General features: G+C 74.4%; 19 protein-coding genes. 9 read left to right on the plus strand and 10 right to left on the minus strand.

The genetic code is table 11. The features are described 5' to 3' along the window. The first annotated feature begins 54 nt into the window (after positions 1-54). The 7 genes from ACZ6TI_RS37815 to ACZ6TI_RS37845 are packed head-to-tail and all read left to right on the plus strand — an operon-like array spanning position 55 to position 6,420. The gene (locus tag ACZ6TI_RS37815) at positions 55-1,368 is read left to right on the plus strand and encodes a hypothetical protein (RefSeq protein WP_465350050.1); all 1,314 of its coding nucleotides are present in this window, start codon (positions 55-57) and stop codon (positions 1,366-1,368) included. A 9-nt stretch (positions 1,369-1,377) separates the two neighbouring features. Next, positions 1,378-1,929 (plus strand): nucleotidyltransferase family protein, encoded by a 552-nt coding sequence (locus ACZ6TI_RS37820; protein ID WP_465350051.1) that lies wholly within the window; start codon positions 1,378-1,380, stop codon positions 1,927-1,929. Next, positions 1,922-3,025, plus strand: coding sequence for an XdhC family protein (locus tag ACZ6TI_RS37825; protein WP_465350052.1), 1,104 nt, complete (start codon positions 1,922-1,924; stop codon positions 3,023-3,025). Before ACZ6TI_RS37820 ends, ACZ6TI_RS37825 begins: the two co-directional genes overlap by 8 nt. A 9-nt stretch (positions 3,026-3,034) precedes the next feature. After that, the gene (locus ACZ6TI_RS37830; RefSeq protein WP_465350053.1) at positions 3,035-3,997 is read left to right on the plus strand and encodes a DUF389 domain-containing protein; all 963 of its coding nucleotides are present in this window, start codon (positions 3,035-3,037) and stop codon (positions 3,995-3,997) included. Positions 3,998-4,006: 9 nt separating this feature from the next. Beyond that, positions 4,007-4,894, plus strand: a complete 888-nt coding sequence (locus ACZ6TI_RS37835) for a pyridoxal-phosphate dependent enzyme (protein WP_465350054.1) — start codon at positions 4,007-4,009, stop codon at positions 4,892-4,894. 21 nt (positions 4,895-4,915) lie between these two features. Next, on the plus strand, positions 4,916-5,629 hold the full coding sequence (locus ACZ6TI_RS37840) for a glucose 1-dehydrogenase (protein WP_465350055.1): 714 nt from the start codon (positions 4,916-4,918) through the stop codon (positions 5,627-5,629). After that, complete coding sequence (locus ACZ6TI_RS37845; RefSeq protein WP_465350056.1) at positions 5,626-6,420, plus strand: class I SAM-dependent methyltransferase; 795 nt, start codon at positions 5,626-5,628, stop codon at positions 6,418-6,420. Before ACZ6TI_RS37840 ends, ACZ6TI_RS37845 begins: the two co-directional genes overlap by 4 nt. Here the strand turns inward: ACZ6TI_RS37845 and ACZ6TI_RS37850 are convergent. The 8 genes from ACZ6TI_RS37850 to ACZ6TI_RS37885 all read right to left on the minus strand — a co-directional run bounded on the left by ACZ6TI_RS37850 (position 6,393) and on the right by ACZ6TI_RS37885 (position 15,418). Further along, positions 6,393-7,190, minus strand: coding sequence for an SAM-dependent methyltransferase (locus ACZ6TI_RS37850; RefSeq protein WP_465350057.1), 798 nt, complete (start codon positions 7,188-7,190; stop codon positions 6,393-6,395). The genes ACZ6TI_RS37845 and ACZ6TI_RS37850 overlap by 28 nt on opposite strands. Positions 7,191-7,362: 172 nt before the next feature. Then, complete coding sequence (locus ACZ6TI_RS37855) at positions 7,363-8,316, minus strand: nucleotidyltransferase domain-containing protein (RefSeq protein ID WP_465350058.1); 954 nt, start codon at positions 8,314-8,316, stop codon at positions 7,363-7,365. Beyond that, entirely contained in the window at positions 8,316-9,161 is an 846-nt protein-coding gene (locus tag ACZ6TI_RS37860; RefSeq protein WP_465350059.1) for a DUF72 domain-containing protein, read from the minus strand. Before ACZ6TI_RS37860 ends, ACZ6TI_RS37855 begins: the two co-directional genes overlap by 1 nt. After that, positions 9,145-10,068 (minus strand): sugar kinase, encoded by a 924-nt coding sequence (locus ACZ6TI_RS37865; RefSeq protein WP_465350060.1) that lies wholly within the window; start codon positions 10,066-10,068, stop codon positions 9,145-9,147. Before ACZ6TI_RS37865 ends, ACZ6TI_RS37860 begins: the two co-directional genes overlap by 17 nt. Continuing rightward, on the minus strand, positions 10,065-10,721 hold the full coding sequence (locus tag ACZ6TI_RS37870; protein WP_465350061.1) for a bifunctional 4-hydroxy-2-oxoglutarate aldolase/2-dehydro-3-deoxy-phosphogluconate aldolase: 657 nt from the start codon (positions 10,719-10,721) through the stop codon (positions 10,065-10,067). The genes ACZ6TI_RS37865 and ACZ6TI_RS37870 overlap by 4 nt, the downstream gene beginning before the upstream one ends. Before the next feature lie 21 nt (positions 10,722-10,742). Then, positions 10,743-11,327, minus strand: coding sequence for a hypothetical protein (locus ACZ6TI_RS37875; protein ID WP_465350062.1), 585 nt, complete (start codon positions 11,325-11,327; stop codon positions 10,743-10,745). 26 nt (positions 11,328-11,353) lie between these two features. Next, positions 11,354-14,275 carry an AfsR/SARP family transcriptional regulator gene (locus tag ACZ6TI_RS37880; protein WP_465350063.1) on the minus strand — a complete coding sequence of 974 codons (2,922 nt, stop codon included), beginning with the start codon at positions 14,273-14,275 and terminating at the stop codon, positions 11,354-11,356. A gap of 96 nt (positions 14,276-14,371) precedes the next feature. Next, positions 14,372-15,418, minus strand: coding sequence for a class I SAM-dependent methyltransferase (locus tag ACZ6TI_RS37885; protein ID WP_465350064.1), 1,047 nt, complete (start codon positions 15,416-15,418; stop codon positions 14,372-14,374). 95 nt (positions 15,419-15,513) lie between these two features. Here ACZ6TI_RS37885 and ACZ6TI_RS37890 point away from each other — a divergent pair, with 95 nt between their 5' ends. Further along, positions 15,514-16,416: an NADP-dependent oxidoreductase gene (locus ACZ6TI_RS37890; RefSeq protein WP_465350065.1), complete on the plus strand. Its 903-nt coding sequence runs from the start codon at positions 15,514-15,516 to the stop codon at positions 16,414-16,416. On the opposite strand, the gene ACZ6TI_RS37895 is transcribed toward ACZ6TI_RS37890, so the two are convergent. After that, complete coding sequence (locus ACZ6TI_RS37895) at positions 16,400-18,712, minus strand: putative bifunctional diguanylate cyclase/phosphodiesterase (RefSeq protein ID WP_465350066.1); 2,313 nt, start codon at positions 18,710-18,712, stop codon at positions 16,400-16,402. The genes ACZ6TI_RS37890 and ACZ6TI_RS37895 overlap by 17 nt on opposite strands. A gap of 174 nt (positions 18,713-18,886) precedes the next feature. Between ACZ6TI_RS37895 and ACZ6TI_RS37900 the strand changes: the two genes are divergently transcribed. Continuing rightward, the gene (locus ACZ6TI_RS37900; RefSeq protein WP_465350067.1) at positions 18,887-20,917 is read left to right on the plus strand and encodes an N-acetylmuramoyl-L-alanine amidase; all 2,031 of its coding nucleotides are present in this window, start codon (positions 18,887-18,889) and stop codon (positions 20,915-20,917) included. 137 nt (positions 20,918-21,054) lie between these two features. On the opposite strand, the gene ACZ6TI_RS37905 is transcribed toward ACZ6TI_RS37900, so the two are convergent. Continuing rightward, a complete protein-coding gene (locus tag ACZ6TI_RS37905; protein WP_465350068.1) occupies positions 21,055-21,714 on the minus strand; it encodes a sigma factor-like helix-turn-helix DNA-binding protein in 660 nt (219 codons plus the stop codon). Positions 21,715-21,784 lie beyond the last annotated feature (70 nt).

The raw sequence follows: 21,784 nt of genomic DNA on the forward strand, positions 1-21,784 counted from the left end.
CGCCCACCCACGAGCCCGCGCGCTCCTACCCCGGTAGGAGGCGATACTCATCCCATGAACGACGTCGATCTTCCGGTGGCCGCAGACGGGCGGCGCAGCAGCGCCGCGTTCGGGCGGGCCGTGGTCGCCGACGCCCTGCGGGCGGTGGATCCGGCGGCGGCCGCGGCGTGCGAGCGGGAGAGTGACTGGCGGCGCGGCTATCTGCGCCACTTCCGGGCGCTGACCTCCGCTGACGGTGCCGGCGAGATCGCCGCGGCCGGGCTGGCCTCGGTGCACGCACGGATGGAGATGCCGTCCCTGTCGGCGGGTGGCGACCTTCCCGAGGAGACGATCGTCGGCACCGGCACGCCCGAGCGTGAGCTGACCCTGCCCTACCGCGGCGAGCTGCTCAGCGGCGACCGCCTCCGGCGGCAACTCGACGCGTGGGTGGCGGCGGGCACGATCGAGGAGTCGTGCGCCGCGGCGGTGCGCGAGGTGATCGCGCATCCGGACTGGCTGGACCTGGCCGGGCTACGGCTGGTCGTGCTCGGGGCCGGCTCCGAGATGGGCCCGCTGCCGGCCGTGCTGGGCTGGGGCGGCAGCGTGGTGGCGGTGGACCTGCCCCGGCCGGAGCTGTGGGAGCGGGTGGCCGCGGTGGCCGCCAAGAGCGCCGGGCGGCTGCTGGCGCTGCGTGCCGATCTGCTGTCCGACCTGCCCGCGGTCGCCGGCTGGTTGCGCGCGGCGGAGGGGCCGCTGGTGCTCGGCAACTACGTGTGGGCGCCGGGCACGGCGTACGTCCGCCTGTCCGCCGCGGTGGACGCCCTGACCACGGTGCGCGACTACGCGGGTCTGGCCGGCCTGGCCACCCCGACCGACGTGTTCGCCGTGCCGCCCGAGGCGGTCGCGGAGAGCCGGGCCCGGTGGCAGCGGCGGTCCCGGCGGGCCAGGACGACCGGCCTGCTCTCCGGCGGCCGGCTGTTGCGGCCGAACTATCCGGACGGCGCGCCGCCGATCAACGACAGCCTGGTGCCGCAGCAGGGGCCGAACTACGCCCTGGCCAAGCGGATCCAGCGGTGGCGCGCGACGGTCGCCTGGCAGGCCGGCGACACGGTCAGCTTCTCGGTGGCGCCGCCGACCCGCACCCGGTCGGTCACCGGCAACCGCCTGCTCGCCGCCGCGTATGCCGGGGCGTACCTGTTCGGCGTCGAGGTGTTCGAGCCGGCCACCGCGAACAAGCTGATGGCCGCGCTGCTCGTGCACGATCTGCGCAATCCCGGCGCGACGACCGGCGAGGCCGCCGGTGCGGCGCACGGCGGGCTGTGGCGGGTCGCCTATCAGCCGCGCAGCTGCCTCGGTCTGGCCGCCGTCCGCGGCCTCGCCAAGCGTTAGGCTCGGTGAATGGAGATCGGCGGGCTGGTGCTCGCGGCCGGGGCGGGGCGCCGCTACGGCATGCCCAAGGCCCTGATCGAGCGGGACGGGCGCCGCTTCGTGCAGCGCGCCGCCGACACGCTTGCCGCGGCCGGCTGCGAACCCGTGCTGGTCGTGATCGGCGCCGGCGCCGGCGAGGTGCGCGCGGCCGCGCCCGGCCTGACCTATGTGGATAATCCGGACTGGGATTCCGGCATGGGCTCGTCGTTGCGCGCCGGGCTCGCCGCCCTGACCGCCACCCCGGCGCAGGCCGCCGTGGTGCTGCTGGTCGACATGCCCGGTGTCAGCACCGCCGCGGTCCGCCGGGTGATCGCCGCGGCCGGCAGAAGCGCCCTGGTCATGGGCGGATACGACGGACGACGCGGCCATCCGGTGCTGCTCGGCCGGGAGCACTGGGCGGGCGTGGCGGAGACGGCGGTCGCCGATCGGGGCGCCCGCGACTATCTGCGATCCCACCCGGTCGAGGTCGCCGAGGTGGGCGACGTGGCCGACGACGTGGATGTGGACGTGCCCGATGCGTGACGTGCTGGACGACCTGCTGCAGTGGTGGACCGCGGAGGTTCCGGTCGGCCTGGCCACGGTGGTGGAGACGTGGTCGAGCGCGCCCCGGCAGCCGGGCGCGGCGCTGGTGGTCGGGCCGGACGGAGTGGTCTCCGGCAGCGTGTCCGGCGGCTGTGTCGAGGGCGCGGTCTACGAGCTGTGCGCCGCCGCGGCCGCCGATCCCGGCTTCACCGCGCGGACCGTGACCTTCGGCGTGACCGACGACGACGCCTATGAGGTCGGCCTGCCCTGCGGCGGCACCATCAAACTGCTGATCGAGCGGGTCGACCGGCGCACCTTCCCGCATCTGAGCGAGCTGGCCGCGGCGATCCGGTCCGGCCGCCCGGTCGCACTGGTCACCGGCGTCGAGGGCCCGGCCGGGCAGCACCTGGTGCTGACCCCCGACGGCCGCACCGGCACGCTGGGCGGCGAGCGGTTGAACGACGCGATCAGCGACGACGGGCGCGGGCTGCTCGGCGCCGGGCGCACCGGGCTGCTGCACTACGGGCCGGACGGGCAGCGCCGCGGCGACGGCACCACGGTGCTGGTGCACGCGTTCGCGCCGCCGGCCCGGATGCTGGTCTTCGGCGCCACCGACCACGCCGCCGCGGTGGCCGAGATCGGCGCGTTCCTGGGCTACCGCGTGACGGTCTGCGACGCCCGCCCGGTGTTCGCCACGGCGCGGCGGTTCCCGCACGCGGACGAAGTGGTGGTCGACTGGCCGCACCGCTATCTGGCCGCGGAGGCCGAAGCCGGGCGGGTCGACGGCCGGACCGCGGTCTGCGTGCTCACCCACGACCCCAAGTTCGACGTGCCGGTGCTCGAGGTCGCGCTGGAGCTGCCGCTGGGTTATGTCGGCGCGATGGGCTCCCGCCGCACCCACGACGACCGGCTCAAGCGGCTGCGCGAGACCGGCCTGTCCCCCGCCGCGCTGGCCCGGCTCACCTCGCCGATCGGCCTCGACCTCGGCGCCCGCACCCCCGAGGAGACCGCGGTCAGTGTGGCCGCCGAGATCGTCGCGCTGCGCTGGGGCGGTTCGGGCCGCCGGCTCACCGAGACCGAGGGACCGATCCACTAGCTTGGGCGCGTGCTGCATCTGCGGATCATCAGTCCCGCCGACCGGACCGAGCGGGTCACCCGACTGCTCGCCGCCGACCCGGCGGCCACCCACGTCGTGCTGCTGCCCGGCGTCGCCCACGACCCCGAGGGCGACCTGATCACCTGCGACGTGGCCCGCGAGGGCGCCAGCGAGACCCTCGACCGGCTGCGCGACCTCGGGCTGGAACGCGACGGCTCGATCATGATCGAGCGGGTGGACGCGGTGCTCTCCAGGTCCGCCGACCGGGCCGAGAAGCGCGCGCCCGGCCTGGGCGTCGACGCCGTGGTGTGGGACGAGATCGAGCACACCACCGACGAGGAGTCGGCGCTGTCCGCGGCGTACTTCGTCTTCATGGTGGTGGCGACCATCATCGCCGGCATCGGCGTGCTGCTCGACCAGCCGATCCTGATCGTCGGCGCGATGGTGGTGGGCCCGGAGTTCGGGCCGCTGGCGGCGTTCTGCGTCGGCGTGGTGCGCCGCCGGCCCCGGCTGGTCCGCCGGGCGACGGTGGCGCTGCTGGCCGGCTTCGCCCTGGCCATGGTGGCGACCGTGCTGGCCACCTGGCTGCTCACCACGATGGGCCTGGTGAACCGGGCGATGCTCCTCGAGGAGCGGCCGCTGACCAGCTTCATCTGGCAGCCGGACGCGCTCAGCTGGGTGATCGGCTTCCTCGCCGGGGTGGCCGGCATGCTCTCGCTGACCTCGGCCAAGGCCGGCACCCTGGTGGGCGTGCTGATCTCGGTGACCACGGTCCCGGCGGCCGCCAACGCGGCGGTCGCGCTGGCCTACGGAGTCTGGTTCGAGGCCGCCGGCTCGGCGCTGCAGCTGGTGATCAATATCGCCGCGATCATCGTCGCCGGCGTGCTCACCCTGCTCGTGCAGCGGATCGCGTGGCATCGCGCGAAAGGCGGGCACAATTCGTTACTGCGCGGGGCATCCCCGGCCGAGTAGGGTCCGATCATGGTCGACTTCGTCCCGCTGGGCGCCTGGCCGACACCGCTGGAATCCGCACCGCGGCTGGCTGCGGCGCTGGGCCTGCGTGAGTTGTGGTTCAAACGGGACGACCTGGTCGGTCTCGGCGGTGGTGGCAACAAGGTGCGCAAGCTGCAATACACCTGCGCCGAGGCGCTGGCCGCCGGCGCGCACACGCTGATCACCACCGGCGCGCCGCAGAGCAACCACGCCCGGCTCACCGCGGCCGCCGCCGCCCGGCTGGGGCTGCGCTGCGTGCTGGTGCTGGCCGGGCACGAGCCGCCGGCCTGGCGGGGCAACCTGATCCTCGACTCGCTGGCCGGCGCCGAGGTGGTGTGGGCGGGTGACGCGTCACCCACCGAGCTCGCCCGCGAGGAGGCGGCGCGGCACGAGGGCGGTTACGTGATCCCGTTCGGCGGCACCGCGCCGGTGGCCGTGCAGGCCTATGTGGACTGTGCCCGGGAGCTGATCGAGCAGCTGCCCGACTTCGACCGGGTGGTGGTCGCGGTCGGTTCCGGCGGGACGATGGCCGGGCTGGTCCGCGAGCTGGGCCCGGAGCGGGTGCTGGGCGTCGACGTGGGCGCGGTGGCCGACCCGCACGCCGCGGTGGCCGCCTTGCTGCCGGCGCCGCCGTCCAGCCTGATGATCGACCGCGGTCAGGTCGGGCGGGGCTACGCGGCGTTCACCGAGCCGGTCCGCGATGCGCTCAAGCTGGCGGCGCGCACCGAGGGGATCTTCCTCGATCCCACGTACACCGGGCGCGCGATGGCCGGGCTGATCGCGCACAGCGCGGGAAACGGCCTCTCCCGCACCGGCCGGATGGTCTTCCTGCACACCGGCGGCCTGCCGGCCCTGTTCGGACACCCGGAGCTGTAGGCCTGCCGGTAGGGTCGGGGCATGGCCGATCTCCGGGGAAAGACGGCAGTGATCACGGGCGGTTCGCGCGGCATCGGCCGGGCGATCGTCGAGCGACTGGTCCGCGACGGCGCGACGGTCGTGTTCAGCTTCCACACCAACGAGGAAGCGGCGCGCGAGGTGGAAAAGTGCGGCGCCCGCGCCGTGCGGGTCGATCTGGCCGCACCGGACGCGATCGAGCGGCTCTTCGAGGGCGTCGACGAGCTCGACATTCTGGTCTGCAACGCGGCCGCGCAGTTCGCGCCGACGCCGGTCGCCGAGGTGACCGAGGAGGAGTTCGACCGGATCGTGACGGTCAACGCGAAATCGGTGTTCTTCGCGATGCAGCACGCCGCCCGGCACATGCGTGACGGCGGCCGGGTCATCACCATCTCGTCCTTGAACACCACGATGGCCGCGCCCGGCGGGGCGGTCTACGGCGGCACGAAGGGCGCGATCGAGCAGTTCGGCCACTCGCTGGCGAAGGAGCTGGGCCCGCGCGGCATCACGGTGAACGCGGTCTCCCCCGGCGCCACCGACACCGACCTGTTGCGCAGCACGAACGCGCCGGAGCAGCTCGAGGCGGTGAAGGCGTTCACGCCGCTGGGCCGGCTGGGTCAGCCGTCCGACATCGCGGACGTGGTCGCCTTCCTGGCCGGCCCGGACGCGCGCTGGATCACCGGGCAAAATCTGCACGCCGGCGGCGGGCTGGCGTGACCGATCCCGTCATCGCGCACTTCGAGGGGGTGGCCGACGTCTACGACCAGGTGCTCCCGTTCTTCGAGGAGTTCGCGGCGGCGACCGTCGCGCACCTCGACCCGCCGGGCGGGGCCCGCGTTCTCGACCTCGCGGCCGGTCGCGGCGCGCTCACCGGCAAGCTGCTCGACCGCGGCTGCGAGGTCACCGCGGTGGACGCCGCACCGCGCATGGTCGAGCACCTGGCCGCGGACTTCCCCGCCGTCGGCGCGCACGTCATGGATGCCGACCGCCTCGATCTGCCGGACGCGGCCTTCGACGCGGTGGTCTGCGGCTTCGCGATCCACATCATGGCCGATCCGCACGCCGTCCTGGCCGAGGCGATCCGGGTGCTCGAGCCCGGCGGCCGGGTCGCGTTCACCGTGCCGGGCCGGGCCGACGGCGAGCCGGACCCGTGGACGGATCCGCTGGTCGATCTCTATGCGGAATACCGGCGTTTCCACGCCGACGGCTCCGGCCGGCACGGCAACGAGGTCGAGGAGAGCGATCTGCTCGCGGAGTCCGGACTGGCGGACGTGTCGGCCACCACGCTGGAGGTGGCGATCCCGGTGCCCGACGGCGAGACCTATTGGCGGTGGAGCCGCTCGCACGGGTCCGGCCGCTTCATCGACGGCCTCCCCGGACCCCAGCGCGACGAGATGCACGAGCGCCTGCTCGCCCGTCTGGGCGAGCTCCCCGGCTTCGTGCTGCGCCGCTCCGCGACGCTCTGGACGGCCCGCAAGGCTCAGTCTTTGCGGCCGACCGCGCCGTAGGCCTCGATGGTCTCCGGTTCCTCGCCCTCGGGCGCGCCCCAGGCGCTGATCTGCACCATGCCCGGCTCGATGATCGTCAGGCCGTCGAAGCAGCTGGCGAGCTGCGCCGGGCTGCGCAGGATATATGGCGCCCCGCCGCTCTCGGCCAGCTTGTGCGCGCCCTCGACGACGGCCGGCGTGGTGTCGGTGCCGTCCCAGAAGACCAGGTAGCTGCCCGGCGCCGCGCGCTCCATCATGGTGCCGATGATCGCCCGGACCAGGCCCAGGTCGGGCTCGTAGCCCATCACGCCCATGAACATCACCGCGACCGGCTCGCTGTAGTCGATCGACCGGGCCGACTCGGTGAGGATCTTGTCCGGGTCGTGGTAGTCCGCGTGGACATAGGTGGTGATTCCCTCGAGGCTGCTGCCACCGAGCAGCGCCCGCGCGTGCACCAGCACCATCGGGTCGTTGTCGACATAGACGATCCGCGACTCGGGCGCGATGCCCTGCGCGACCTCGTGCGTGTTCTCCATGGTCGGCAGCCCGGTGCCGATGTCGAGGAACTGCCGGATGCCGGCCTCGGCGGTCAGATGCCGCACCACCCGGTGCAGGAACACCCGGGACAGCCGGGCCATCGCCACGATCTCCGGATAGACCCCGGCCACCGCGTCACCGGCCGCCCGGTCCGCGGCGAAGTTGTCCTTGCCGCCCATCCAGTAGTTCCAGATCCGCGCCGCGTGCGGCACGTCCGGCTGAAGGTGGGCGGATAGTTCCTCGTCCGGCTGCATGGCCAGGTTTCTACGCGACCAGATGATCCAGCGCAACCATTGCCGTCCACATCGGAACCGAACGACGAAGATCAAAAACCGTCCGAAGGATACGAGCCACCGACAGTAACCGTGGTCCCAGCGGGCCACCGTCGTGGCAGAGGCCGCACGCCGCTTCCGGCCCGCGGACCACTCACGCCAGGAGTTCCCGCAGCTCAGCAAGCTGCGCGCCCAGCGTCGGCGACGGCGTCCCGATCCACGGCCCGCCCAGATCGGGACGTTTCCGCTCCACATGCAGCGCATAGGCGACCAGCTGATCCCGGGCGTTCTCCTCGGCGCTGACCTCCTCACCGACGGCCATCCGCGCGCCCAGGCAGAGCTCGATCCGCTCGACCAGCCAGGCCGGCGCGATCGACGCCCGCGCGGCAGCGCCCGCGGCATCGGCGCCCGCCAGCGCCGCCACCCGTGCGGCCGGCGCCGACTCCCCGTGCCGGGCGGCCATCCGCTCGAACCGCGTCCACTCCCGCCCCATCGACCCGAGCCGCTCACCCCACCCTTCGAGCAGCACCATCCGCAGCGCTCGCGCCGAGTCCCGCAGCAGCCGCGTCGCGAGCACCGGGTCGTCCGTGCCGCCGGCCGAGTCCAGCGCGGTGACCGCCTGCTGCCGCCACACCGCGATCCGCGCCTCGACCACTTCCGGAGCGAACCGCGTCGTCGTGATCCACTCGGCGAACGCGCTGGTCAGCTCGTCGTCCACCCCGGACCGCCCGCCATAGGCCTTGTCCAGCGCATGGAACCACCGCGCATCGACCGCGATCCGCGAAGCGATCTCGGCGGCCGGTGTGTCGAGCGCCGCCCGTGCCTCGTCCACGGTGAACGACAGCCACCCCACGTCCAGCGTCTGCGCCCGCCCCGACCCGGCCCACCAGTCCACGAGCTCGGCGCGGCGCTCGTCGAGCCGGGTCTCGGGCTCACCCCGATGCGTGTAGATCGGCAGCAGGTCGATGTCGGACATCGGCCACGGCCCGCCGCGCCCGAGGCTGCCGGCCACGATCAGCCCGTGCACGCCCTCGGCTCCACCCAGCCGCCGCACCGCCTCGGCGAGCCGTTCGTCGATCAGCTGCCGCCAGCGGGGAGTGGGTCGCATCAGAAGAGTGTGGCCTGCCCGCCCACCGGCGTGGGGGACGGCAGCGGCGCCAGCCCCGGCACCAGCGCCCGCACCTCGTCGTGGAAGCGGCGGGCCAGCGCCGGCGCGTCCGCGTTGTCCGGGGTGTGCAGGAAGACCGTCGGCGACCGCCCCTCGCGCAGCCAGTCCGCGGCGATCCCGACCCACGGCCGCCACCCGGCCACCGTCTCGGCCACGCTGTCGCGGCCCAGGTAGCGGATGATCGGCCGGTCGGTCAGCGCCACCGTGCGCAGCGGCATCCGCGGCTTCTTGGTCCAGGCGTCCCGCTCGGCGGCGCTGGTCGGCGGGCTGCGGAAGAACACCGTGGTGTCGAACGGGATCCACTCGGCGCCGAACCCGCTCAGTGCCCGTTCCAGCGGTCGCGGCTGCTCGAAGAACGCCCTGTCCCGCACCTCCACCGCCCACCGCTGCCCGGCCGGCGCCTGCGCCAGGAAGCGGGTCAGCACGTCGACGTCGGACGCGGCGAACGATCCCGGCAGCTGGATCCACAGGGCGTGCAGCCGCGGCCCGAGCGGCTCGATCGCGGCCAGGAACGCCCGCAGTTCCGCCTCGGCGCCGACCAGCCGCCGCTCGTGGGTGATCACCTTGGGCAGCTTGATCACGAACCGGAACGCCGGGTCGGTCTGCTCGGCCCAGGTCGCGACGGTGTCCCGGCTCGGGGTGGCATAGAACGTCGTGTTCCCCTCGACCGCGGTGCACCACTCGGCATAGGTCCGCAGCCGCTCCTTGGCCGGGAAGGGCCAGGCCTTGTGGGTCCACATCGCGCACCCGACGTGCAGGCGCGCGCCCTCAGCGGGTGACGTCATCCGACGCCGCCACCAGGTCCGCCCGCCGCGGCAGGCTCTCGCAGTCGCCCGGGATGGTCACCGCGAACGCGCCGGTCGCGATCGCCGTCCGCAGCCGGGCCTCGGGCGCCGCGCCGGCCATCCGATCGGCCAGGTAGCCCGCCACGAACGCGTCGCCCGCACCGACCGGGTCCACCACGGTGACCGGCAGCGCGGGCAGTTCGTGGCGCTTGCCGTCGATCAGCGCGACGCAGCCGTTCGCGCCGTCCTTGATCACCACCTCGGCCGGGCCGAGCGCGGCGATGCCGTCGACCGGGTCCTCGCCGCCGAGGAAGAGCGCCGCCTCGGCCGGGCCGGCGAACGCGATGTCGGCCCGGGACACCAGGTCGCGCAGCACCGGGGCGGCATCGAACCGGGACCACAGCTTGGCGCGGTAGTTCACGTCCACCGACACCAGCACCCCGCTCGCCCGGGCCTGCTCCACCGCGTTGAACACCGCCGCCCGGGCCGAGTCGCTCAGCGCCGGCGTGATGCCGGTGACGTGCAGGATCTCGGCCTCGGCAAGCTCGGGGCCAACCAGGTCGGCCGGGCTCACCCGGGAGCCGGCGCTGCCCGCCCGGTGGTAGTCGACGTGGGTCAGGCCGCTGGTCCGCCGGGTGCGCACCATCAGCCCGGTGAACGCCTCGTCCCGGATGGCCAGGGTGCGCACGCCGTCCGCCCGCAGCCGCCGCTCGATCAGGTCGCCGGTGGCGTCCGGACCGACCCGGCCGAGCCAGGTCGCCCGTCCGCCGAGCCGGGCCACGCCGATCGCCACGTTCGACTCGGCGCCGCCGATGCCGAAGGAGAAGCTCCGGGCGAATTCGAGCAGCCCGATGCTGTCCGCGGCGACCAGCCCCATCGTCTCGCCGAAGGTGAACAGCCCGGTCACGGGGCGGACCTGGCGAACGCCACCGCCTCGGCCGCCCGGCGGGCCCGGATGGCGAGGTCGGACAGGCTGCCGCCGGACGCGGCGTCGCCGATCAGCGGACCGCCGAGACCGACCGCGGACGCGCCGGCGCCCAGCCAGGCCGCGATGTCGTCGATGCCGATGCCGCCGGTCGGCATGATCCGGGTGCCGGGCAGCGGGGCGTGCAGGTCCTTCAGATAGCCGGGACCGACCGCGGACGCCGGGAAGAGCTTGACCAGCGGCGCGGACTGCGCGGCCCGGTAGATCTCACTCGGGGTCAGACCGCCCGGATAGAACGGCACGCCGAACCCGCCGGCCGGCGGCAGCAGAGCCGGGTCGAGCACCGGCGACACCAGGAACGCCGCACCCGCGTCCACCGCCGCCTTGGCCTGGTCGGCGGTGAGCACCGTGCCGGCCCCGATCACCGCGGACGGCGGCAGCTGGCGGCGCAGCCCGGCCAGCGCGTCGATCGCGCCACGCGAGGTCAGCGTCACCTCGATCGCGGTGATGCCGGCGCCGACCAGCACGTCGGCCACCGCGGCGAACCCGTCGGCGGTCGGCGCCCGCAGAACGGCCACCACCCCGCTGCGGACGACCGCGGCAGTCGTCCCGTCCAGCACGGACAAGTCGGACATGATCCCTCCCAGGGCGACGATTCAGTCCCGATCCTGCCCCACGAGCGACGAGTCCACCGCAGCACGTGACGGGCGCCGCAGCAGCGACCGGGTCCGGGAGCGCACCGCGGGCAGCGCGGCCGGCGGCGTGGTCTCGATGTTCAGCTCCTCGCGGATCGCCACCTCGAGCTCCTGCATCACCAGCGGGACCTGGGTGAGCAGCTCGCGGAAGTGCTTCTGCGGCTCCACCCCGGGCACCGAGTTGGTGCCGCCGCCCGCGTGCAGCTTTTCCAGCAGCAGATGGACGGCGAGCGCGGCGCTGCGGACCGGGCCGGAGGCGAGCAGCCGCACCTGGGCCAGCGCCGGGCCGACCTCGTCCAGGTAGACCAGCGGGTCCGGCTCCCGGCCGCCGGCGGCCTGCCCGGCGCGCAGCCGGTAGACCACCCGCTCGAAGACCGCCATCAGCTCGACGTACGCGTCCTTGCGCTCCGCGTACCACCGCTTGGTCTTGCGGGCACGGCTGCGGGCATAGTCGTTGCGGGCCGTCACGATGATCGCGACACCGGCTCCGGCCAGGGCAAATACGGCGGCGATGAGGGGCAGCCCCCACCACGGGATCTCAGACACGCGACTACGGTAGCGGCGACCGGCGACTACCTCCGCAGCGCCGTCTCGATCGCGGCCATCGCCTCCTCGACCACCTGCGCCGGGGTGAGCAGCGCGGCCCGCCGGCGCAGGGCGGCCAGCCGGTCCGGGCCGAGCCGCTCGGCGACCGCCGCCCGCGCCCGGTCCAGGCGCGCCGCCTCGGCCGGATAGAGCTCGGCGGCCGGCAGCGCGGCGTCGACCAGGGCGGCGGCCTCGTCCGCGCCCACCCGGGCCAGCAGCACGAGCAGGTTGCGCAGGGCGTTCGTCTGCAGGGTGTCGTTGCCGGCCCGCTGCCACAGGGCCAGCACGTCGCGGAACGAGGCGAGCGCCGTCGCGGGGTCGCCGTGCCGGCCGGCGATCGCCGCGGCCGCGGTCTCCGACGCCCCGGCGAACAACCGGTCGTCCACCGACGCCGCCAGCCGCGCCGCCGTGGCCAGGCTCGCCAGCGCCCGCGGCGGATCCAGGTCGCCGAGCACCTCGCCCAGCGCGTAGTGCGCCTCGGCCAGGGCGCTCGGATTCCGCGACGCGACCGCCACCTCGAGCGCCGCGCCGGCCAGCCGGACCGCCTCGTCGTCCCGCCCGGACCAGGCCAGCACCAGCGCCTCGGCGCTCATTCCGGAGGACCGCACGGCGGCCCGGCCGCTCGCCACCCCGGCGGCGGCCATCGCGCGGTAGTGCCGGGCCGCCTCGGGCGCGTCGCACGCCACCAGGGCCACGTCGCCGAGCACCTCGTGCGCGCCGGACGTCTCGGCCGGCGACGGCGCGGCCCGCAGCGCGCGCTCCCCGAGCTCGCGGGCCACGGCCAGGTCGCCGCGTCCCCAGGCGTGCGTGGCGCCGGCCGCGAGGGCGATCGGCAGCCGCGGGTGGGCGGCCACCGGCGCCGCGTCGTAGCCCCAGGCCAGCACCTCGTACTGCTGGCAGTGGTAGCCGTAGCGGAACATCGCGGCGGCGAGCCGGACCAGCACGTCGTCGTCCTTCGAGAGCCGGGCCCGGCGCAGGTCGGGCAGCAGCGCGTCGATCTCGCGTACCGCGGAGATCTGGTCCGGGCCGTGCATCCGGGCGTCCAGTTCCTCCGCGGCCGCGACCATCGCGGCAGCGTGCCTCCGATAGGTCGGGGCGGCGTCCGGCGACGCGGCCAGCCGTTCGCCGGCGAAGGCCCGGACGGTCTCCAGCAGCCGGAATCGGCGCGGCCCGTGCCGCACCACCAGCGACCGGTCGACCAGCACCGCGACCGAACCGGCGACCCCGTCGAGATCGGCCGCGACGGCTTCGGCCAGGCTCAGCGTGAAGCCGCCGGCGAACGCCGCCAACCGGCACAGCACCGCGCGGTCCCGAGGTTCGAGCAGCCCGAAGGACCAGTCCACGACCGCGCGCAGGGTGCGGTGCCGGGCGGCGCCGGTGCGCCGGCCGCGGGTCAGCAGGTCGAGCCGGTCACCGAGCCGGTCGCGCAGGTGCGGCACGCCCAGCCCGGCCGCCTGGGTCGCGGCCAGTTCGATGGCGAGCGGCAGCGCGTCCAGCCCGTCCACGATGTCCGCCACCGCCGCGGAGTCGCCGTCCTCGACCGCGCCGCCGGCCCGGTCCGCGAACAGCCGCACCCCCGCCGCGACGCTCAGCGGCCCCAGCGCCAGCACCCGCTCGCCGTCCACCCGCAGCCGTTCCTGGCTGGTGACGACGACGCGCGCCGGCAGCAGCGCCTCGACCACCTCGGCCGCCGCGTCCAGCAGATGCTCACAGTTGTCCAGCACGATCAGCGTTTCACCGGCCCGGGCGCCGATCACCGCGAGCGGATCGTCGGTCGGCCCGAGGCGCGCGCCGACGCCGACCGCGACAGCCTGCAGGAAGTCGTCCCGCCCGCGCACGTCGGCCGCGTCCACCCAGGCGACGTCGGTGCCCGCGCGCACGGTCTCCGCGACCAGCCGGGTCTTGCCGACGCCGCCCGGCCCGACGACGGAGACCAGGCCGGGCTCGGCGAGCAGTCGCGCCAATCGCGCCTGCTCGGCGTCGCGTCCCACAAAGGACGAAAACCTGATGGGTACGCGTCCGGAGAAGTCCCGTCCTCCACCACCGGCCACACTGCCCGGTCCGGGCCGTGGGGCGGCATCCGGCCCGGCGGTGGGCGCCGCTGCCGGCGGAGTCCCGGTCACAGCAGCCGCCAGCGGCTCGCCGACCGTGGTCGCCCCTCTTGCAGCCGCCGGCGCACCGAGCACGGCCACCGCTTCCGCGGCCCGTGCCGGAAGGTCCAGGGGCTCGCCGCGCAGGAGCGCCACCTGCATGCGCTTGACCGCCGGTGACGGGTCCAGGCCCAGGGCGTCCACCACCGCGTCGGCGTGCCGGCGCAGGGCCGCCGCCGCATCACCGCGTCGATCCGCGCCGGCCAGCGCGCGGGCCATCGTCAACGCGCCGGGCTCCCATACCGGATCCGCCTCGACGGCCGCATGCAGCCCGGCGACCGCTTCTTCCGCACGCCCGGCGGACAGCAGTTCCTGAGCCTGCCGCACCAGCGCGCCTCGATAGCCGTCCGAGAGCCGCGCCGCCCACCCGGCGAACGGCTCGCCCGCGAACTCCGGCAGCGGCGCCCCGCGCCACAACTCCAGCGCCGCCGCCACCGCGCCCTCCCGCAGGTGCTGCTCGAACCGCAGCGCGTCCACGCACGAGGGCGGCAGCGCCAGCCGATAGCCGGCCGCGTCCAGCACGATCAGCGACGCGTCCCCCAGCGCCGACCGCAGCCGGGCCACATGCGACTGCAGACTGTTCCGCGCCGACTCCGGCGGATCCTCCTGCCAGACCGCGTCGATCAGCCGGGCCGGCGGCACCGGCGCCCCCGCGTGCATCGCCAGCGTCACGAGCACGGCACGCTGCCGTCCGCTCCCGATGGCCACCGGCCCCGCGGCGCCGTCCACCTGAAGCGGCCCGAGCAGCCGAATCTCCACCCCCAGACCTTACGACCGCGCACCGCCTCGACCGACACGATGCGGGACGACACCGTCCGCATCGACACCCCCGCAGCCGGGCCGGCGGCCGCGGCCTCAGTCGGTCAGCAGATAGAAGCGCCAGAAGTCGTTGGGGAGGTCCAGCACCTCGGGCGACGCGAAGCCGGCCCGCCGCGCCCACTCCACCAGCGTCGGCGCGCGCAGCACCGTGCCGTGCGCGGACTCGCCGCCCTCCGCGCGGGTCGCCGGCAGGCAGTGCAGCACGCTGAACGCATATTGCAGGCGCTCGATCTCGCCGGTCGGCGCCACGAACTCGTCGGACACCTTCTCGTCGCCGATGAACACGCTCGCGCCGGGGGCCAGCACCGAGCGCGCCGCGGCGAGCACCGCGACCGGGTCGGCCATGTCGTGCAGCGCCTCGAAGATCGTCACCAGGTCGACCGGGCCGAAGCCGTCGAGGTGGGCCGCGTCGGCGCGGATGAAGGTTACCCGGTCGGCGACGCCCGCGGCGGCCGCGTTGCGGCGCGCCTCGGCGATCGACGTGTCGTCCAGGTCGACGCCGCGCACGGTCAGATTCGGGTACGCCCGGGCCATCGCGATCGACGAGTGCCCCACCCCGCAGCCCAGGTCGAGCACCCGCGCACCGGCCCGGCACAGGCGCTGCTCGACCCCGGGCAGGGCGGGCAGCCACTCGCCGGCCAGCGAGTGCACGAACATCGGGCGGTTGAACCCGGCGATGCCGTGCCGGAAGTGGGTGCCGTAGTCCGCGTACGCGATGCCCTTGCCGGTGCGGAACGCCTCGATCACGGCCGGCGTGAGCAGTCCCAGGCCGAGCGCGAACTCGGCCGCCGCGCCCAGATAGCTCGGCCCCTCCTCGTCGAGCAGCACCTCGGCCACGTGCGCGGGCAGGGCGAACGAGCGGTCCGCGGCCACGGTCAGGATGCCGGCCGCGGCCTGTTGTTCGAGCCACTCGCGGGCATAGCGCTCGTCGACGCCGGCCGCCTCGGCCAGCCCGGCGGGGGTGCGCGGCCGCGCCCGCAACGCCTGATAGAGGCCGAGCCGGCGGCCCAGCTCGATGGTGTTCAATTCGGCGGCGCCGGTCAGGGCGGTCAGCAGCCGTTCGGCGAAAGCTTCAGCAGTCATGACCGGAACACTCCCGTGGGCCGCGTGCAGCGTGCTTGTGGCGTACATGAGAAGGGTCTTGACCTGAAGTTCGCTTCAACTTGCAGCATTCCCGGATGAGAGCTGCGGTGTTCGAGGAGTTCGGTCCGCCCGAGGTGCTGCGGGTGCGGGAGATGCCCGACCCCGAGCCGGGACCGGGCGAGGTGCGCGTGCGGGTGCGGGCCGCCGGGGTCCAGCCCTTCGACGTGTACGCGCGGATGGGCAAGATGCGCCTGCCGATCACCTTCCCGTCCACGATCGGCCAGGAGTACTCGGGGGTGGTCGATCGGGTCGGCGCGGCCGTGGTGACGTTGCGGCCGGGCGACGAGGTGATGGGTTCGACGATGCTCCGTGGGCAGGCGTCCGCGCTGGTCACGCCCGCGGAGACGGTGGTGTTCAAGCCGCCGGGGCTGGATTTCCCGACCGCCGCGGCGATGGTGGCGGCCGGGCAGACCGCGTCCGGCGCGCTGACCGAGTTGTCCCTGGGCCCGGCCGACGTGCTGCTGGTGCACGCGGCGGCGGGCTCGGTGGGCACGATGGCGGTGCAGCTGGCCCGGCTGGCCGGGGCGACCGTGATCGGCACCGCGAGCCCGGCCAACCACGCCTATCTGCGGCAGCTCGGCGCGGTGCCGGTGGCCTATGGTCCGGGGCTGGTCGCCGAGGTGCGGGCGACCGGGCTGACCCCGACGGTGGCGCTGGACGCGGCCGGCGCCGAGGCGATCGCGGCCTCGGTCGAACTGGGCATCGCGCCGCAGCGGGTGGGCACGATCGTGGACGACGCGGCGGCGGCCGCGCACGGCGCCCGGGTGGTGCGCGCTCCGCGGTCACCGCAGCGGCTGGCCGAGATCGCGGCGCTGGCCGCCCGGGGTTCGCTGACCATGCCGGTGCGGGCCTATCCGCTGAACGACGTGGTGGCCGCGCACGCCGCGGTGGAGACCGGGCACGGCCGCGGCAAGGTGGTGCTCATCGTGGAGCCATGACGACCTCGAGGTCGGCGGCGGCCCGGGGCCGGCCGAAGTGCCAGCCCTGGGCCAGGTCGCAGCCCTGCGCGCGCAGCCAGGCCCGCTGCACCTCGGTCTCCACGCCCTCGGCCACCACCCGGTGCCCCATCGTGTGGGTCATGGCCAGCACGGCCCGCACGATCGGCTCGTTCGCCGAATCCTCGCCGACCCCGGCCACGAACGCGCGGTCGATCTTCACCACGCCGACCGGGAGCCGGTGCAGATAGCTGAGTGACGAGTAGCCCGTACCGAAGTCGTCGATGCACAGCACCACGCCGAGCTCGCGCAGCGCGCCCAGGGTGACCAGCGCGGTCTCGATGTCCTCCATGACCGCCGACTCGGTGATCTCCAGCCACAGCGCCTCCGGCGGCAGGCCGGTCTCGGCGAGCACGTCGCGTACGATGTCGACCAGCGCCATGTCGCGCAGCTGGCGCACCGAGACGTTGACCGACACGTGCAGCTGGGCGGCGCCGGCCGGCCGGGACGCGGTCCACCGGGCCAGTTGCCGGGCCGACTCGCGCAGCAGCCAGGCGCCGCTCTCCACGATCAGGCCGGTCTCCTCGGCGATCGGGATGAAGTCCACCGGCGACACCGCGCCCAGCTCGGGGTGGGTCCAGCGCATCAGCGCCTCGAAGCCGGTCAGCTCGCCGTCCCACAGCTCGTGGATGGGCTGGAAGTGCACGGCCAGCTCACCGTTCGCGAGGGCGCCGCGCAGCGCCTGCTCCAGGTTGACCCGATGCTTCACCTGGTCCCGCAGCGAGGTGTCGAACATCGCGTACGCGTTGCGCCCGGACCGCTTCGCCTGATACATCGCGGTGTCCGCGTCCCGGATCAGCTCGAGCGCCTGGGCGCCGCTGTCGGTCCGGGCCACCCCGATCGACGCGGAGATCGCCACCGTGCCGACGGACAGGTCGAACGGCCGGGTCAGCTCGGCCAGCACCCGCCCGGCCAGCGTCTCGGCCGGCGTCGTGTGGGCGCCGCCGGCCAGCGCGATGACGAACTCGTCGCCACCGATCCGGCAGACCAGGTCCTCGTGCCGCACCTGGGCGCTGAGCCGCCCGGCGACCATGCAGAGCAGCTCGTCGCCGATCTGATGCCCCCAGTGGTCGTTCACCCACTTGAACCGGTCGAGGTCGATGAAGAGCAGGCTGATCCGGCGTCCCTCGGCCACCGCGGTGGCGGTCCACCCGCCGACGGTCTCCTCGAGCAGCTCGCGGTTGGGCAGGTCGGTGAGCGGGTCGTGGGTGGCCCGGTGCCGGGTGGCGCGTTCGGCGCGGACCCGGGAGTTGTTGGAGCGAACCACCCGGGCCACCACGGCGAGCACGAGCAGCACCAGCAGGGTCGCCCGGATCAGGTCGTTGGTCATCGAGGTGCGCGGGCCGAGCGCGGCGACCAGCGCCGGCACCACGACCATCACGGAGAGCACCGCGGTACGCAGCGGGCCCAGGTCGCGGGTCTCCACCCGCTGCGGTTCGGTCAGCGCCCGCATCGACGGGTGCAGCAGGGTCGCCCCGATGATCAGGAACGACGCCATGAAGATCGAGTCGACGGTGTGCAGCGGGATGTCGGCCAGCTGGCCGTCCCGCAGGGCATAGAGGAAGTCGCCGGCGAACAGCAGGCTGGACGTGCTGAGCAGCAGCCACAGCGCGGGATGCCGGGCACCGCCGCCCAGCGCCACCTGCACCACGATCACCATCAGCACCACGTCGATGGCCGGGAAGAAGGCGTTGGCCAGCCGCAGCGCGGTCAGGTCGGTCTGCTGCACGCTCGGCGCGATCATGAAGGTCCAGGCCAGGAACGCCGACGCGAGGCCGATCAGCACCGAGTCGACCCGGGCCGGGTCGTCGTCCATGGCCCGCCGGCGGCGCAGGATCTCGGTGAATCCCATGCCCATCAGCAGGTAGCCGGGCACCACGAAGGCGTCCGGGATCAACGCCCAGGTGGTCGGCGGCGAGACCGCGGCCTGCGGGAACACGATGCGGGACACCAGCGCGCCGACGAACAGCCAGCACGCGGCCAGCACCAGCTTCCACGGCCGGCGATCGTTCGGCGGGGCGTTGCGGCGCAGGCCGAGGTGCATGACGGTGAGGCTGCCGACCACGATCAGCAGGGCCATCGGGGTCTGCGCCCAGCCCGGCCCGGCGGCATAGACGCCCACCGCGATCGCGCCGAGCGCCAGATAGAGATGTGTGACGACGGCCGGGACCACGCGATCGGCCGGCGGCTCGGGGTCCGCGACGGCCGCTTCGGCCGGTGCTGCCACAGCGGAGGTCACGCTTCTCCATCGGCACGACCACTGCGGGGATTAACAAACCATCGGGTACGCGGGGCCGACGCGCGCGCCCTCCGGCGTGACGGCGGTCACGGGAACCGGCAACCTGGCACCTTGGCGTTCCGCACGATTCATCCTGTATTACGCCATTGGTAGCCATTCTGCGGGGGGACACGCGTGAATCTGGTACCTCGACTGATCGCGGCGGCAACCGGCGTCGCACTTCTCGTTCTGCCGGCACCGGCGGTGACCTGGGCCGCTCCGGCGGCGCCGGGCATCCCGGAGCCGGTCCCGGACGTGGTGCGGCCCGGCCCGGCGCTGCAGGCCATCGAACTCACCACGCCCACCGGGCGGTCGGCGTCCGTTTCGCTCGCGCGGGCCACCGAGCCGTTCGCGATGGCCGGGGTGACCTGGGCGGATCCCCAGGCCACGCTGGGCGCGAGCGTGCGGTTGCGGGCCCGGTCGGTGTCGACCGGCGCCTGGTCGGCCTGGCAGGAGCTCGAGAGTGACGGCCGCTCCCCGGCCGGGGACGTCGGCCGGGGCCGCACCGACCCGCTGTGGTTCGGCACCTCGGACGCGGTCCAGGCGCGCACGGCGGGCCCTCTCCCGGCCGGCCTGCGGCTGGATCTGATCAACCCGGACGAGAAGGCGGCCCAGGCACGAGCGGCCCAGCCGCGAGCGGCCCAGCCGGCGCGCGTCGCCGCCGCGCCCGCGGTGGTGGCCCGGCCGGTGCCGCGCTACGTGACCAGGTCCGCCTGGGGCGCGAACGAGAAGATCGTCGAGGACGCCCCGGAATACACGCCCAGCGTCCAGGTGATGTTCGTGCACCACACCGCCACCACGAACAGCTACAGCTGCGCGGACTCGGCCCGGATCGTCCGCGGCATCCAGGCCTACCACGTGCGCAGCAACGGCTGGAACGACATCGGCTACAACTTCCTGGTCGACCGCTGCGGCACACTCTTCGAAGGGCGGCGGGGCGGCGTCACCCGGGCCGTGCTGGGCGCGCACACGCTGGGTTTCAACGCGTACAGCAGCGCGATCGCGGTGATCGGCAACTATGACCAGGTGACCGCGCCGGCCCCGGCGCGCACCGTGATCGCGCAGGTGGCGGCGTACAAGATCGGGATGTACCGGAACTCGCCCTACGGCCGGGCGTCGATGCTGTCCGGCGGCAGCGACCGCTACCCGCGCGGCACCCGGGTGGCGCTGAACCGGGTCTCCGGGCATCGGGACACCGGGCGCACCGAGTGCCCGGGCGACGCCCTCTACGGCCAGCTCTCCTCGATCCGGCGGATCGCCGGCACCGGGCCCAGCAACCTGCGCCTGGCCAGGGTGGCCGGCGCGACCGCCTACGGCCCGGCCTACTACACCCGCGGGCTGATCCGGCCGACCTGGGCCCTGAACACGCCCTCGACCCTGCTCCACAAGTTCGACGTGTACGTGGACGGCAGGCTCTACACGACCGGCCGCGCCGGCACCCGCATCGCGACCGTCCGGCTGGCGCCCGGGCGGCACACCCTGACCGTCCTGGCGGTGCACCTCAACGGGCGGACCAGCCGGGTGGTGCGCACCGTGATCGCCGACGTCACGCCGCCGGAGTTCGTGCGGAACCCGGCGCTGGTGCTGCGGACCGGGTCGCTCAACGGGAGCGTGCCGGTGCGGCTCGGCTGGGGTCTGGGTGACTCGAGCGGGCTGCGCGCCCTGGGGCTGAGCAGCCCACGGCCGGTGGTGCTCGGGGTGTCCCGGCAGTACTACAACACCGTCGCGCCGCCCAACGTGCCACGGACCTGGGCGGTCAAGGCGATCGACCGGGCCGGCAACACGGCGGTGGGCACCGTGCGGCGTACCCCGGTGATCGTCTCGGACGCCGCGGGCACGCGCCGCGGGCCGTGGACCCGCCTGCGCAACCCGGCGTATCTCAGCGGGAGCGCGTTGCAGAGCGGGGCCCGCGGATCGAGCATCGCGTGGACCTTCGACGGGCGCTCGGCGTCGCTCGCGATGAGCCGGACGCCGGGCTCGGGGGCGATCGCGATCTATGTGGACGGGGTGCGGACCGGCGCGCTTAGCCTGCGCTCGGCCACGACCGCCGACCGGCTCGCGGTCTGGTCGCGGAACTGGGGCGTGAGCGGCCGGCACACGGTGCGGATCGTCAGCGCCGGCGCCGCGCCGGGCATCGTCAGCGACGGCCTGGTGGTGCTGCGCTGACCTCGGGTCGATGGGGGGCGGGCCGGCGTCGTCGGAGGGTACGACGCCGGCCTGCCACCGTCGGGGCACGGGCTTCAGGGGGCAGAGCCCGTCCCCGGGAACGAGCCACCCCGGGGGGCGAGGAAGGCTCGAGGTCTTCAGTTGTGACGGTCCGCGACCTGCTGGTCGAGCACCGTGCGCAGGGAGCGCATGGCGAAGTAGAGGCCCGCCTTCACGGTCTCCACCGGGACACCGCGGGCCTGTGCCGCCTCCTCCAGCGACACGCCGCGATAGAACAGTTCGACGAGGATGTCGCGGTGGGTGGCCGCGAGCTCCTCCATCGCCCCGATCACGGTCGTCGGCGGCGCCCCGGGCGGGGTCGCGGAGCGCTCTACCGGCGACCACGGCGACGGGCGGTCGTCGTGGCCGGCGGGGGCCAGCCGCTCGCCGTCGCTGAGCACGGTCCGGGCGATCAGCACCAGCCAGGGCCGCACCGCCGAGGTCCGCTGGGGATAACGTGCCGGGTCCTGGCCGGCGCGGTAGAGCGTCTCCTTGACGACGGTGTCGGTGATCGACTCGTCGCCGCCGGTGAGTCGCAGCACGTAATCGCGCAGGCCGTCGCGATGCGGCCGGATCATCAGGTCGAACGCGGCGGCGTTCCGCGCCTCCTCGAAGCGGCGGGCGCCGCGGCCCGGGTTCGGCGCGAACAGGTCGGCGTGCGCCGGCTTGCGGCCGGGCACACCGGGGTCGGGCACCGGCTGGCGAGCCGGTGTGGCGGTGGAGTCGGGCGCCGGCCGGTCGGCGGCGTGGCGGCCCATCGCGTATCCCCCTCTCCGGTCCTGTGTCGTGGCTTCCCATGGTGCTCGGACTGGCGGTACCCGGACACGG

The sequence above is a fragment of the Actinoplanes sp. NPDC051388 genome, from assembly GCF_055586225.1.